12 protein-coding genes are annotated in these 14,304 nt (G+C 46.3%); 7 read left to right on the forward strand and 5 right to left on the reverse strand.

The annotated features are described in order from the left end of the window. The first annotated feature begins 170 nt into the window (after nt 1-170). From D9T21_RS07340 to D9T21_RS07355, 4 genes are all read left to right on the forward strand, one after another. Nucleotides 171-1,763, forward strand: coding sequence for an isocitrate lyase (locus tag D9T21_RS07340; RefSeq protein ID WP_123324385.1), 1,593 nt, complete (start codon nt 171-173; stop codon nt 1,761-1,763). A gap of 298 nt (nt 1,764-2,061) precedes the next feature. Then, the gene (locus tag D9T21_RS07345) at nt 2,062-3,000 is read left to right on the forward strand and encodes a LysR family transcriptional regulator (protein ID WP_105933880.1); all 939 of its coding nucleotides are present in this window, start codon (nt 2,062-2,064) and stop codon (nt 2,998-3,000) included. Nucleotides 3,001-3,169: 169 nt separating this feature from the next. Continuing rightward, nucleotides 3,170-5,344, forward strand: a complete 2,175-nt coding sequence (locus D9T21_RS07350; protein WP_123324386.1) for a malate synthase G — start codon at nt 3,170-3,172, stop codon at nt 5,342-5,344. Nucleotides 5,345-5,511: 167 nt separating this feature from the next. After that, nucleotides 5,512-6,360, forward strand: a complete 849-nt coding sequence (locus tag D9T21_RS07355) for a patatin-like phospholipase family protein (RefSeq protein WP_123324387.1) — start codon at nt 5,512-5,514, stop codon at nt 6,358-6,360. A 15-nt stretch (nt 6,361-6,375) separates the two neighbouring features. Here the strand turns inward: D9T21_RS07355 and D9T21_RS07360 are convergent, their stop codons facing one another. The 5 genes from D9T21_RS07360 to D9T21_RS07385 form a co-directional block, all read right to left on the reverse strand. Next, nucleotides 6,376-7,392 (reverse strand): NAD-dependent epimerase, encoded by a 1,017-nt coding sequence (locus D9T21_RS07360; RefSeq protein ID WP_123324388.1) that lies wholly within the window; start codon nt 7,390-7,392, stop codon nt 6,376-6,378. 30 nt (nt 7,393-7,422) lie between these two features. Further along, nucleotides 7,423-8,547 carry a nucleotidyltransferase domain-containing protein gene (locus D9T21_RS07365; RefSeq protein WP_123324389.1) on the reverse strand — a complete coding sequence of 375 codons (1,125 nt, stop codon included), beginning with the start codon at nt 8,545-8,547 and terminating at the stop codon, nt 7,423-7,425. After that, nucleotides 8,537-9,400, reverse strand: coding sequence for an HprK-related kinase A (locus tag D9T21_RS07370; protein WP_241155654.1), 864 nt, complete (start codon nt 9,398-9,400; stop codon nt 8,537-8,539). Before D9T21_RS07370 ends, D9T21_RS07365 begins: the two co-directional genes overlap by 11 nt. 257 nt (nt 9,401-9,657) lie before the next feature. Further along, nucleotides 9,658-10,413, reverse strand: a complete 756-nt coding sequence (locus tag D9T21_RS07380; protein WP_123324391.1) for a hypothetical protein — start codon at nt 10,411-10,413, stop codon at nt 9,658-9,660. Between the two features lie 185 nt (nt 10,414-10,598). Further along, complete coding sequence (locus D9T21_RS07385; protein WP_164464604.1) at nt 10,599-11,360, reverse strand: S1 family peptidase; 762 nt, start codon at nt 11,358-11,360, stop codon at nt 10,599-10,601. A 57-nt stretch (nt 11,361-11,417) separates the two neighbouring features. Between D9T21_RS07385 and D9T21_RS07390 the strand changes: the two genes are divergently transcribed. The 3 genes from D9T21_RS07390 to D9T21_RS07400 all read left to right on the forward strand — a co-directional run bounded on the left by D9T21_RS07390 (nt 11,418) and on the right by D9T21_RS07400 (nt 14,167). Further along, the gene (locus tag D9T21_RS07390; RefSeq protein WP_123324392.1) at nt 11,418-12,185 is read left to right on the forward strand and encodes a YdcF family protein; all 768 of its coding nucleotides are present in this window, start codon (nt 11,418-11,420) and stop codon (nt 12,183-12,185) included. A 133-nt stretch (nt 12,186-12,318) separates the two neighbouring features. Then, nucleotides 12,319-13,116, forward strand: a complete 798-nt coding sequence (locus D9T21_RS07395) for a PEP-CTERM/exosortase system-associated acyltransferase (RefSeq protein ID WP_123324393.1) — start codon at nt 12,319-12,321, stop codon at nt 13,114-13,116. A gap of 49 nt (nt 13,117-13,165) precedes the next feature. Then, complete coding sequence (locus D9T21_RS07400; protein WP_241155655.1) at nt 13,166-14,167, forward strand: Npun_F0296 family exosortase-dependent surface protein; 1,002 nt, start codon at nt 13,166-13,168, stop codon at nt 14,165-14,167. The last annotated feature ends 137 nt before the right edge of the window (nt 14,168-14,304 follow it).

The raw sequence follows: 14,304 nt of genomic DNA on the forward strand, positions 1-14,304 counted from the left end.
TCACACTGTTCAGATTTTGCACATCAAACATTCACAGGGATTATTACGATAATGAGGATTATATATTTCTGTTATTGAGCTCACCGCTCTAGGATGAAATGGAAGTCGATGACAACCCAAGGGTGTTATCAGCAAAAGATTCATTCTATTTTCGGGAAGGAGAGACAGTCATGTCAGAATACCAAAATGCAATCGATCAGGTTGCCACGCTTAAGAGTCAATATAACGGTACTTGGGATGCCATCAGTCCAGATTTTGCTGCACGTATGGTTGTTCAAAACCGCTTCAAAACCGGTTTAGACGTTGCTAAGTATACGGCAAAAATTATGCGTCAGGACATGGCCGAGTACGATGCAGACTGTACTCAATACACGCAATCTTTAGGTTGCTGGCACGGGTTTGTTGGTCAGCAAAAAATGCTGTCTGTGAAGAAACATCAGGGCACTACCAGTAAGAGCTATCTTTATCTGTCTGGCTGGATGGTTGCCGCACTGCGTTCTGAGTTCGGTCCTCTGCCGGATCAGTCAATGCACGAGAAAACCTCAGTTGCATCATTAATCGAAGAACTGTACACCTTCCTGCGTCAGGCTGACGCACGTGAACTGGGTGACCTGTTCAAGCAGTTAGATACTGCTAAAGCAAATGGTGGCGACGTAGCTGCTATCCAGGCGCAAATCGACAACTACGAAACACACGTTGTGCCAATCATTGCCGACATCGACGCCGGTTTCGGTAACGAAGAAGCCACTTACCTGCTGGCTAAAAAGATGATTGAAGCGGGTGCGTGCTGTATCCAAATCGAAAACCAGGTATCTGATGCCAAGCAGTGTGGTCACCAGGACGGTAAAGTAACTGTTCCTCATGAAGACTTCCTGGCGAAAATCAACGCGGTTCGTTATGCCTTTTTAGAGCTGGGTGTAGACGATGGTGTTATCGTTGCTCGTACCGACTCTTTAGGTGCTGGCCTGACGCAGAAGATCCCGGTATCTACCAGCGAAGGTGACCTGGCTTCTCAGTACAACGCGTTCCTGCAAACTACCCCGGTTAACTCGGTAGCAGACCTGAACGAAGGTGACCTGGTACTGAAGCAAAACGGCGAACTGGTTAAGCCTGAGCGTCTGCCTAACGGCCTGTTCCGCTTCAAGCCTGACACTGGCGTAGCGCGTTGTGTACTGGACTGTATCACCAGCCTGCAAAACGGTGCAGACCTGCTGTGGATTGAAACTGAAAAACCACACGTTGGTCAAATCGGTAACATGGTTAACCAAATCCGCGAAGTTATCCCGAATGCGAAGCTGGTTTACAACAACTCGCCTTCATTCAACTGGACACTGAGCTTCCGTCAACAGGTATTTGATGCATGGACTGAAGAAGGTAAAGACGTATCTGCCTACGACCGAAATAACCTGATGTCTGCAGAATATGATGAAAGTGAACTGGCCGCCGAAGCAGATGCGAAAATCCAAAGCTTCCAGGCTGACGGTGCTCGTGAAGCCGGTATCTTCCACCACCTTATCACACTGCCGACTTACCACACTGCTGCGCTGTCTACTGACAACCTGGCAAAAGGTTACTTCGGTGAAGAAGGTATGCTGGCTTACGTTAAAGGCGTACAGCGTCAGGAAATCCGTCAGGGGCTGGCGTGCGTTAAGCACCAGGCAATGGCCGGTTCTGACTTAGGTGATACTCACAAAGAATACTTCTCTGGTGAGCAGGCACTGAAAGCGAGTGGTAAAGACAACACCATGAACCAGTTCGACTAATTCGACTCATTCCCAACTGAAACAAGTCGATTCGTGTTAAGCCTCCTTCGGGAGGCTTTTTTTATGCCCGTGTGAACTGAAATATTGGTGGTTCTATCGGTTTTATTCACCATAATTATTTATTTTCAACCATTCACAAAACACATCCACTCATCCAAAAAACCACATTCAACAATAATTTCAGTTAGTTAACCAAGAAACAACAATAAAGCACTACGACCAAAGGCCTATCTGACAAGCACTCAGACTATGAGTATAATAGCGGCGTTTAATAAAACTAATACAGGCTATTACAGTTATGAATATTGCAAAGGTTGATTTGAATTTATTGGTGTATCTGGATGTCCTTTTGCGAGAAGGCAGTGTTACCCGCGCCGCAAATCAGCTCAGCATTACCCAGCCGGCAATGAGTAATGGTCTGAAACGCCTGCGTGATTTATTTAAGGATCCGCTGTTGGTACGCACCAGTGACGGCATGACGCCCACCAAGCGAGCGCTGGAACTGCAACCGGTGATCCGCGATGTGCTTAGCAAACTCGAAAGCTCAATCCAGCCGGAAACCGATTTTAACCCAGCCACCAGTGCACGAACTTTTCGCATCATGACCAGTGACTATGCCGAATCGACGCTGCTACTGGAACTTCTTGGCAGGCTGGCCGACTGCGCACCTAATATTACGCTGGATTTAATTACCCCCAGCGACGTGACCTTCCACGATGTGGAACAGGGCAAAGTGGATATGGCCATAAACCGCTTTGACGAATTGCCGCTGTCATTCCACCAGAAAGTGATTTGGTACGATAACTTCGCCTGTGTAATGAATAAAAAGCACCCGCTCGCCAGTCATTATGATTTAGAAACCTATCTGAAAGCGCAGCATATCTGGGTCAGCAAAACCGGCTTTGGTGTGGGCGTCGGTATCGACCCCAATGAAGTACAAAAACTTGGCTGGGTTGACGCGGAGCTCACCAAACTGGGCAAACAACGTGATATCCGGGTATTTACCCGTCACTATCACGCCGCCCTGCAAATTGCTAAACGCCAGAGCCTGATTGCGACACTGCCCAGCAAAGCCGCCAAGATATTTACTGATGATCCGGATATTGTACTGCGCGAGCCACCGTTTGATATTCCGCCCATTGCGCTCAAAATGGCCTGGAGTGCCCTACTTCATCATGATGCCGGGCATATCTGGCTGCGTCGCCTGATTGGTGATGTGGCGGCCGAAATGCAATAGCTCACCTGATACCCTATTTAAGCAGTTTACCGGCGCAATGCCGGTAGACCCTGCTCAGTCAGCCCACCAGTTATTCACACCATTTATGGCAACAATAAAAACCATAAACTAAAAATTTACCTCGCATCCCTCTAGACTGGGGGCTACTAACCGTAGACAGGGGACTTCTATGCAGGATTATATTCAGCGCGGCCGAATGCAGGTTGCGACGATTTTAGACAAGTTTATCAATGAGCAAGCATTACCTGGCTCCGGCGTTGAGGAAACTGGCTTCTGGCAGGGCTTCGAGGCCATTCTGGCTGAGTTTGTCGGGCAGAACAAAGCTTTGCTGAACACACGTGACGAGCTGCAAGCCAAAATTGATGATTATCATAAAGCGGGCAATTCACCTACCGGCGCGCAGTACAAAATGTTTTTACAGGAAATTGGCTATTTACAGCCAGAGCCTGAAGACTTCTCCATTGAAACCGATAACGTGGACGCCGAAATGGCTACCATGGCTGGTCCGCAGTTAGTGGTTCCCATTAACAATGCCCGCTATGCACTTAATGCGGCAAACGCCCGCTGGGGCAGCTTGTATGATGCCCTGTATGGTACTGATGTGATCAGCACCGACGGCGGAGCTGAAATCAGCAAAACGTTTAATCCGGTACGTGGTGAGAAAGTCATTCAGACTGCCCGGGAATGGCTCAACACCATGCTGCCATTATCTACCGGCAGTCATCAACAGGCCGTTGGCTACGCCATAGATGGCAATAACATAGCTGTAAAATTATCTGACGGTTCTGTTTCCACGCTGGCAGACAACAGCCAGTGGCAAGGCTATCAGGGCAATGCTGATGCACCTACAGCACTGTTATTTGTGCACAACGGCTTACATTTTGAGATCCAGATTGACGATTCGCATCCTATTGGCAAAACCGACCCGGCGGGTGTTAAGGACATTCTGGTTGAAGCAGCCCTAACCACCATTATGGACTGTGAAGACTCTGTTGCCGCGGTAGATGCTGAAGATAAAACCCTGGTCTATTCAAACTGGCTGGGGCTGATGAAAGGCACGCTGAGCATCGAGATGCAAAAAGGCGATAAAACCTTTGAACGTAAAATGAATCCGGACCGGGAATACATCTCGCCAACCGGCGCTAGTTTAACTTTGTCGGGCCGTAGTCTGATGTTTGTGCGCAATGTTGGGCATCTGATGACCAACGACGCCATTTTGTTCGACGGTGAGGAAGTTCCGGAAGGTATTATGGATGGGGTAATCACCTCACTGATTGCCAAGCATGACCTGTTAGGTAACAGCACCTTTAAAAATACCCGTACTGGCAGTATCTATATTGTTAAGCCCAAAATGCATGGCCCTGACGAAGTTGCTTTCAGCAACGCGCTGTTTGGCCGCATTGAGGAAGTGGTTGGTCTAGAGCCTTTTACCCTTAAAATGGGTATCATGGACGAAGAGCGCCGCACCAGCGTTAACCTGAAAGCGTGTATTGCTGCAGCCAAACAACGCACAGTTTTCATTAATACCGGCTTCCTTGATCGCACCGGTGATGAAATTCATACCTCAATGCTGGCAGGGCCCTTCGCCGATAAAGCCAGCCTGAAAGCCATGAAATGGATCCAGGCTTACGAGAAAGCTAACGTAAGCACCGGCCTGGCCTGCGGCTTATCTGGCAAAGCTCAGATTGGTAAAGGCATGTGGCCGATTCCGGATCAAATGGCGCAGATGATGGAAGCGAAGATTGGCCATCCGAAGTCAGGCGCAAATACGGCCTGGGTGCCCTCGCCTACTGCTGCTACCTTGCATGCGCTTCACTACCATCAGGTTGATGTATTTGGCCTGCAAAAAGAGCTGGCAAGTGAGCGCTTTGACGGGATTGATGACATCATCACCCTGCCGTTACTCGAGGATCCTTCATCACTTACCGCAGAGCAGATCCAGCGCGAAGTAGACAACAACGTTCAGGGCATACTAGGCTATGTAGTACGCTGGGTTCACCAGGGCGTTGGTTGCTCCAAAGTACCGGATATCAATGATGTCGGTTTAATGGAAGACCGCGCGACGCTGCGTATTTCCAGTCAGCATCTTGCTAACTGGCTGGCTCATGGCATTATCTCTGAAGAGATGGTAAAAGCCTCGCTGGAACGCATGGCCAAACTGGTTGATGAACAAAATGCTAACGATCCGGAATACATTGCAATGACCCCGGATACCGCCAATTCAATCGGCTTCCAGGCGGCCAGTGAATTGATCTTTAAGGGTAAGGAACAGCCCAGTGGTTACACCGAGCCTTTATTGCATCAAAAGCGCAAGGAAATGAAAGCGGCACTGCGAAACCGTTAAGCATTCCCCCCTCCTTATCTGTAAAGCAGGCCTGAGGCCTGCTTTTTTATTTCAAGCCAGTGAATAGCCCTGGGCAGGTTTATTTCATTCCTGAAAGAAGGTTAAAAATCCAGCGTTATTAGTAAATTGGTATATGCTAATAACATCGGAAATTTTTTTAAGACACTATGGCAACACAACAAATCGTGCCCATTTTCTCAGGTGGTGGTACCCGACTACTTGCCCACATTGGTATCCTCAAAGCATTGCAGGAATTAGAAGTAAATTTTAATTCATTAGTCGGGATTTCCGGAGGCTCTATTGTGGCTTCATTGCACAGCTACGGGATGTCGAATAAAGCGTTATACGATCTGGCTGTAAATACCGACTTCAGACAATTCCGCGACTTTTCAATCCTCAGATTATTGCGCCATGGTGGCCTGTCATCCGGGATTAAATTTGAGCAATGGATGGATCAGCAACTCGATGGCATGACCTTTTCTGAAGCGCCCATCCCGCTGCATATTCTGGCCACTGACGTTAATGGTGGCGGGCCAGTAATATTCAGCAAGGAAACCAGCCCGAATATGAAGGTTTCACATGCCGTGCGCTGCTCAATGTCTATTCCGCTTTTATTCAGTTACACGGTATATGAGCAACACTTACTGGTGGATGGTGCGATATTATCTGAAGATGCGCTATTCAGGGACTGGCAGCAGGATGGTACCCCGAACATCTGTTTCCGACTTCGTAGCGAAGCCCGTGAACAGCCGTTTAATCCTAAACGCCGGTTTATGTTACCGCAGTACATAGGCATGCTTATTCGCACCTTTATGACTGCGCTGTCGCGTGAATACGTCCACGCAGAACACTGGCACAATACTCTGGTGATTAATACCGGTGCCGCTTCATCGGTAGATTTTGATATGTCTTGTGAAGACAAACTATCTTTGTATAAACAAGGCTATGAAACGGCGATGAACTTCTTACCGGTCAAACTCAGCAAACTCAATACGTCTCGGCCGGGCACCGGCTAATACTTTTCGCCCGGCTCACACCTTATAATATTCACGATACCATTTAACGAATTCGCCAATCCCATGTTCAATGCCAATCGATGGACGGTATCCGGTATCTTTCACCAGGCTTTCCACATCGGCATAGGTGTCGGGAACATCGCCTGGTTGCATGGGCAGTAACTCTTTATTGGCGGTCATTCCCAGCGCCTTTTCCAGAGTTTCAATGAAGTTAAGCAGATTCACCGGATTTTGTGCACCGATATTATACACCCTCCATGGCGCCTTACTGGTAGCCGGGTTAGGTGTAGTACCCTGCCAGCTTTCATCGGCCTGGGCGGGGCGGTCCAGCGTTCGGATAACGCCTTCCACAATGTCATCGATGTAAGTGAAATCACGGCGGTGGTTACCGTAGTTGTAAACCTGAATAGTTTCACCGGCCAGTATGGCTTTGGTAAATTTAAACAGAGCCATATCCGGTCTGCCCCAGGGTCCGTAAACGGTAAAGAAGCGCAGACCAGTGGTAGGCAGACCATACAGGTGACTGTAGGTGTGAGCCATCAATTCATTGGCTTTTTTGCTGGCGGCATAAAGACTTACCGGGTGATCAACATTATGCTGTTCTGAAAATGGCATGGTTTCATTCGCACCATATACAGAACTGGAAGATGCATAAACCAAGTGCTCCACCTGATTATGCCGGCAACCCTCGAGTATATTCATAAAGCCAACCAGGTTGGCATCAACATAAGCATTAGGATTTTCGATGGAATAACGCACACCAGCCTGGGCGGCAAGATGTACTACGCGGTCAAACTTCTCACAGGCAAACAGTTCCGCACACACATCGCGTTCTTCGACACCCATTTTCTGGAAGCGAAAACTACCGGCGAATTCGGCAGAATCTAGCTGACTTAGGCGGCCATACTTCAGATTAACGTCGTAATAGTCATTGATATTGTCGATTCCGACAACATCATCTCCACGTTGGGCCAGGTATCGGCTTACCGCTGAACCAATAAACCCGGCAGCGCCGGTGACTAAAACTTTCATGTAATTCTCCGCTTGATAGTAAGTTTCGACTTATCGCTTGAAGGCGGCGCCTAAATCGACCGGCTTTGCATCTGCCGTGGAGTCACCCCGAAGCCAGTTATATACGCCCAGCCATAGTTTAATGGAAAAATGCTTAAGCAATACTTTGAGTGGCATTTTCATACTATGACCGCGCACAAAAACAACAAACCTGGCAAGACCCGAGCGTACAGAGTGTAATGCAGGATGTTCCGGTATCAAAGCGTATTTATAAATTCGTACCAACAGTTGCAGCTTACCGCGCTTTAACCTTCCCTCAGGAGGCTTAACCGGATAAGTACTGCCAAACCAGGTATTTAGCAGAGTCACTACTACTTTTAACTCTGTCTCGAAATGACTCTCAGCGGCCAACTGCTCAACCCGCTGCCAGAACGCGTCACTATCATACTGTTGAGCCAGGCACTTTAAATCCACCATGTCGCGGAAACCATAAACGACTTCTTCATTTAGCATCAGGTGAATAATGCTATGCATAAACATTGCAGCAGGTTCCAGTGTATACAGCCCGCACTCCTGAAGCTGCACTCCCTGCCAAAACTGTTCCAGCGGCGGAGCCTTGCCACTAATAGGCAAGAACAGATTGTGGTGTAGATCGAGCACCGTTCCTCGGGTGAGATGGTAGAGAGGCGGAATTTCGTGAGCATATTCACGATAATACTTATCGTCGTACTCCGTGATAGTTTTGTGATACCAGAAGTTATTCAGCAGTGTCGTTTCACTGGTTGCCAAATCCCCCTCTTTAACCAACAAATCAATATCCGAGCATAACCGGCCCTGTGCGTTGTTTGTTGCCGCAACAATATATGCCGCCCCTTTCAGGAAAACCGGTGTCACACCCCGTTCTATTAACAAATCATGAATTTCCTGTCCTTCATGGAACACCTGGTCATTTTGTCGCTGGGCATAAACCATGGCGGCGCTCAGATGAGCCCGGACCTGCTCTGGAATACTGTCCCACGCTTCTGAGTCACGCAAAACAAAGGCTAAATAAGCCTCTAGACGTGAAGTTTTCAGCACAAATAACAGGGATTCCCACTCTTGTAGTGAGAGATGGGTAAGCCGCTCAGGCGAATTAATCGCTTGAACAAGGTTTTCAAAGCTGAATTTATTCGCCATGCCCTACGACCTCATCCAACAAGAATTCATCCATAAAGTCGAGGTTACTATAGTGCACTTCAAAAACCTTAACTTTATCAATCAAGCGCCAAACCGTATCGAAGGCCTGATAGCCTAATACATGATAATTAAAAGCATGCTGGCATAATTCTTCAAACACCTGCGATTCAGCGATGGTGTAGTATTGCTCTTCTGACAAGTTGCCGTCGTACTTGGGAAATACTATCCCCGCTATTTCGACAGGCTGTAAGCGGGAATAGTCCGCCCAGGTCTGGAACTTAGCATGAGCTACATCACCTTTCGCCGTATCACTGCATACCCTGGTAATGGTCGCGTCGGGCTTCCAGCCTCTTACCAATTCAATAGAACGGTTTTTAATACACGCCGGCCGGTAAAGTGGCTCTGCGGTAAGTGAATCGGTATTGATGACTGCCATTTCATCAGAGTAGAGCTTCCAGCCATTAATAGCGAGCCAGCAGGATAAGGTACTTTTTCCCGAACCAGGGAGTGCCGGAAATAACACCGCTTTATTGTTCTTTACCAGGACCGCTGAATGCAGCAGCAGGTGGTTGAAGTCATGCGTGGCCAGACACCAGTTAAGCCCCCACTCCAGCAGCGCATAGGCCTGGGAAAAGGGTAAGGGTTTAAATGGAATTTGCGTATTACTTTCGAATACTATTTGCGGCCGAAGATATTTACGGACAATGCTACCCGGAGCAAGGCTTACTGTGAAATCAGACATTTCTTTTGGCTGACAGTCACCGTAAATTTGATTGAGAGCAGGGCTTATTGAAGATGGATAGTCGTTTAGTTTCGCCTGGAACAGGCCCATATTGATAAAAAATGGCTTCACACGCGTACCAATAAACCCCGTGCTTCGAGCTCATTAACTATGGCCAGTTGCCCATCATGAAAATGGTCAATGAATTCATCGACTGACATTTCATCGGATGCTTCAACTAAGTTAACAGCGCGTTTTAAAGATTGGTGAACAAAGAAGGTATCACATGTCCGGGCTGAAAAAAAAACCAACCCGGACATATCGCTGAAAGAGCGACAATGGACGTTTTCCGAGAGCCTGACTACTTGCCCTTCCATGGCTTACCCAGTTCAGGTAGTTGGGCAAGAGGCGCTGAATACGTCGCTAAACTCAAATTCAAATGTAGATTGAATAATCTGGCTATGACCATCGGTGTAACCCAACTGAGAATCAGTTAATTCCGCACCACCATTTTGCTTAATTTGAACCAGTTGAGCCATAACAATTTCAGCCGTCTCCTGAGCTGCACTATGGTTCAGCGGTAACGTGACGCCGTTATACAAGCCAAAGTAAACGTTCATATAAACGATAGCTGTATGGCGCAGAATGCTCTTTCTGCTGTTCGGTACGCCTGTACCTTCCAAAGCAGCAAATAATGTTGGGCTAGTGTCGTAAGAGCTATCAGAATCATAAATATATTGCGCAGCGGCTTCGGTTAACGTCAGTTCGGTGTCTGCCACAAACTGATTGATTATCGTACGCATTTCCTCAATTCGGGCTTCCAACAGACAATCGTCACCATCTGGCACACCTACTTTTAACTGCGGAAAGATAGAAGCAGGAGCGTCACCATTACTTCCTGGTGTCCACGTATTCCCCTGAAACCATGAACCAGGTGAACGCCCTCCACTAGGCATTTGCACAGTTCCACATGTATCACCTGTACCGCCACCTGTTTGTGATAAGTTACCCGACATTACACCAGATACTGAACATGCACCCCAAACTGATTTCATGGGAAGTGACGATACCGCCACACCAGCACCGGCTTTTTTTATAAACTGACGACGTTTTGTCACTGATGATTGATTTTGTTCAATACCCATACTGATAACCTTTGTCTTCCATTGAAAAGCTGCCTACTAACATGTGCAGACCAATTTTAAAGCATCATGAATAAATCATGCCAACTATTTAACACTTTGATGATAAATGCTTTTTATTATTTCAGGGTACTGATTACTGTCTCTTTGTAAAAATTACCGACAGTAACAATCCAGGCGCCCTCTCACTAGAGCGCTATATTAGACTTTGCTGCCAGCTTTCGCAAATGTATAACCGGAACAGCGTATGAAATTCCAGACGGTTTGCTCAGTACAGACTCTTTGGTCTCTGCCACAAATACTTTGTTTATAACGCCAACGACTACTCCAGAGTCGCTAAGGTACATCGGGCTACCGCTATTTCCCGGATAGGCAGTCGCATCCAACTGATAGATTAGAAAAACCTTTTGTAATCTATCGAGCATGTTAATAGAAAGCTGATCAGAACGACGAGCAGGAATTGCATCGGGGGTTATCGCAGCAACCATGCCTCGATGAGAAGCAGGATACAATCCTAAAACCGCACCAATAGGAAATCCAGTGAAGGCAATGTGAGTGCCCTCTGGCACAAATTCATCGGGAGCTACTTTCAAAGGGGGCAACTTTGTATCTATTTTCAGGATAGCCAGATCATGGACAGGATCGACATCAACAACCTCGGCACGGAAAGTTTTGGTATTTTTAGCATTACCGGCATAAATAGAACGATACTGCACTACGTCCGGATCCAGGGACGCTGATACTACGTGATAATTAGTAGCTATATAATGGCCGTTTCCAATGACGAATCCCGTCCCCTGTAATTGATTCGCCGGCGAGTTCATTGGCGTTGTTATGCCTACCCCGACTACAGATGGTTTCACTTTTTTTATCACCTCCACCATAGACTGATTTGCCTCAAGGGTGGTTGACAAAAAGATAAATAATAAAAACAGACAGATATTCTTCATTGCAACTCGCTTTTAGATCATTGACTATAACGTTCTGTTAATCAGGGAACGATAATTGTGGATGTAGACACATTAAAATTTATTGTTAAACAACTCATCTCGCCAGTCGTTCTCTTTTTCGTTCTGCTGTTAGCCGCCCTGGCTTGCCATTATTCTAATAAGTTATCCAGATATACTTATCTGATATTTATTAGTGGTTTTACATGGTTGCTGCTTGCCAGTCAGTATACATTCAGTAATTGGTTACTTGCACCATTGGAATATGCCTACCCCCCAGTAAAAAAATCAGATAAAGCCTGGCATCATGTGGAGTATATTTTCACTCCTGGCTGTTATTATTATGGCAACGATTTACCCGAGGCCAGTAACTGGCATCAGTGTTCGTTAACCCGCTTAACCCAGACTGCCATAATGTCTGTGTACAAAAACAAACCGGTTATTGTTACCGGAGGTCATTTTTTAGAGGATAAAGACATATCCTATGCAGAGAGGGCCAGAGCATTTCTATCTCCCCTGATCTCGGCTCCTGTCACGGCCTTGCCCGCAGGCTTTAATACAGAGCAGGAGCTACAAGCATTGTTTAACCTTACCGGAGATGTTCCCATCGCAGTAGTGACTTCAGCAACGCACATGCGCAGATTAGTGTATCAGGCCCGGCAGATTGGATTTCACCATCTTGTCCCAGTGCCGGTTGAACATCTGAGCCCGCCAACATACGAAGTAACATTGAATATTCCGTCTATTGCTAGTATCTATCATACGGAGAGAGCATTATATGAATATATCGGTTTGCTTTATGAAACTGGAGACTGGCCGATAAGGTGACATAGTAATTAGTCTAAATAGCGTTGAGTGTATAATTTTAGTGCTATTATTAAGGAAAATCAGGGATATTAGATGCATTGCATCTATATACGAAATATGAAGCTTATAACAAGCCCGGACGGAAGAGGTAACGGTGTTTAAAAGTACGAGCGCGAAAATTTCCAAGCTATGGCAGTCTTACCAGCGCTTGCGTGAGGCTACGGCGATCTCAAAGCATTTTTCCACCTTTTTAACGCCCGTGGTGGCGAATGCCGACGAACTAAAAAAGGAAGTCTATAAGATTCGCCATAACGTATATTGCGAAGAGCTGGGCTTCGAACCGCTAAAATCCGATCAAATGGAAATGGATGAGTTTGATGCGTTTTCTCAGTATTGCCTTATTAAACACATTGGGTCCGACGCTTACGCAGGTACTGTCAGGTTAGTCACCCCTCGTGAGGAAGGACAGCTTTTGCCATTGGAAAAGTATTGCCTGCATTCCATATCTCATGACGAATTTACACCAAACCACTTTGATCGCAATGAAATCTGTGAAATATCGCGGCTAGCCGTGCCAGCTCATTTCAGACGACGGGCTATGGATAAGTTTGCAGGTGCAGCCACTGGTGCAATTAACGAATCGACTTATTCCGAGGCAGAACTACGGTGCTTTCCGTTTATAGCTATCGGACTTTATCTTTCTGCCGCCTCGCTAGCACTAACCCAGGGGATTCAGCACGCTTTTGTAATGATGGAGCCTCGTCTAGCCAGAAGCATGCGGTTTCTTGGAATTAAATATATTAAGATTGGACCAACGATTGAGTATCATGGCCAGCGCGCGCCGTATTATATCAATGCAGAAATTCTACTCCGTGACCTCGCTCCAAGCTTTAAGTATATGCTCCGCGATATACAGGTTCAGGTAAACAAGCAGATGAAAGAAAATAGCTAGGTATTTGCATAAGCCGTTCAATTTCTTAACAGTTGAAAGCGAACGGCTAATGAACAAAAAAACCATGTCAAAAAATTTTACACAACGTACTTACCACACCCAGCCAAAAACACACAAACTACTGATAAAAATAGACTTTTCATCTTTGGCACAGCGCATGCATTACCTTTATCGTGGTAACTTTCTTAGTACAGAGGACAGTAATATGAACAAATTTTCTAAATTCACTAAAGCTTTGTCTTTAAGTGCAGTAATCGGCTTAAGCTTTGCTGGTGTGTCTAACGCAGCAACAATTAATTTTAACAATGGTGTAGCGGCATCTGATGGCTCTGGTTTAACCAGTCAGTACATTGACCCAATCAACGGTGGTCTGCCAGATTACTTCATTGAAACTTTCGACGCGGGCACTGGTGTCCCTGGTTTCCCTGGTTCTACTGATTACACAGTTTCTGGTTTTGAAGACGAGTGTGCAGTAAACAGTGTTAACGATAGCGATATTGGTATTACTGTTAATGGTAACGCTGGTGAAATTGGCGTTCGTCAGGGCACAGTAAATAACACAGCCGCAGCGCCTGCAAATGATGATACCTGCTACGGTTACTTATCAAATAACGGTTCAGGCACTGCGACCGTAGAGTTTGATTATACTAATCTGCTCAACTACTTCAGTGATCTGGCTGATGATGGTATTCAGTTAGGTATTACTTACTTAGGTTTCTACTGGGGTTCAGTAGATACTTACAATGATTTCGAGTTCTATTCTGGTGGTTCATTAGTAACTGAGATCTCTGGTGTGAGCCTGCTTAATCAGTTTGGTGGTTCTTCTGGTGACCAACAAGCGCCAAGCTCAAACACTTATGTTGAAATTGAGTTCTCTATTGCAGAACAATTCGACACTCTGGTAATCAATGCTTCTGGCGTAGCCGGTGAGTTTGATAACATCGTTATCGGTCTGAGCTCTCGTGAAATCCCTGTTCCAGCTCCAACTGGACTTGCACTGTTCGCTTTTGGCCTGGTTGCTCTTGGTCTGAGATCTCGTTTAAAGAAATAAACGAAAGAGAAAGTTACCTCTAAAAAAGTCGGCCAAAGTGCCGACTTTTTTTACACTTATAACTTTCATTTAATTGACCATTTTTTAACCCGATGAATTTTTAAGTATTTTTTTATTGGTCTAGAAAATGCATTGCT

The organism is Marisediminitalea oceani, from assembly GCF_003731635.1.
GTDB classification, from domain to species: domain Bacteria; phylum Pseudomonadota; class Gammaproteobacteria; order Enterobacterales; family Alteromonadaceae; genus Alteromonas; species Alteromonas oceani.

What these genes read in the sequence shown, in the direction of transcription:
- D9T21_RS07365 (WP_123324389.1), bottom strand. Translation starts at nt 8,547, where the DNA reads ATGGCGAATAAATTCAGCTTTGAAAACCTTGTTCAAGCGATTAATTCG.
- D9T21_RS07340 (WP_123324385.1), top strand. Translation starts at nt 171, where the DNA reads ATGTCAGAATACCAAAATGCAATCGATCAGGTTGCCACGCTTAAGAGT.
- D9T21_RS07350 (WP_123324386.1), top strand. Translation starts at nt 3,170, where the DNA reads ATGCAGGATTATATTCAGCGCGGCCGAATGCAGGTTGCGACGATTTTA.
- D9T21_RS07380 (WP_123324391.1), bottom strand. Translation starts at nt 10,413, where the DNA reads ATGGGTATTGAACAAAATCAATCATCAGTGACAAAACGTCGTCAGTTT.
- D9T21_RS07360 (WP_123324388.1), bottom strand. Translation starts at nt 7,392, where the DNA reads ATGAAAGTTTTAGTCACCGGCGCTGCCGGGTTTATTGGTTCAGCGGTA.
- D9T21_RS07355 (WP_123324387.1), top strand. Translation starts at nt 5,512, where the DNA reads ATGGCAACACAACAAATCGTGCCCATTTTCTCAGGTGGTGGTACCCGA.
- D9T21_RS07385 (WP_164464604.1), bottom strand. Translation starts at nt 11,360, where the DNA reads ATGAAGAATATCTGTCTGTTTTTATTATTTATCTTTTTGTCAACCACC.
- D9T21_RS07345 (WP_105933880.1), top strand. Translation starts at nt 2,062, where the DNA reads ATGAATATTGCAAAGGTTGATTTGAATTTATTGGTGTATCTGGATGTC.
- D9T21_RS07400 (WP_241155655.1), top strand. Translation starts at nt 13,166, where the DNA reads ATGAACAAAAAAACCATGTCAAAAAATTTTACACAACGTACTTACCAC.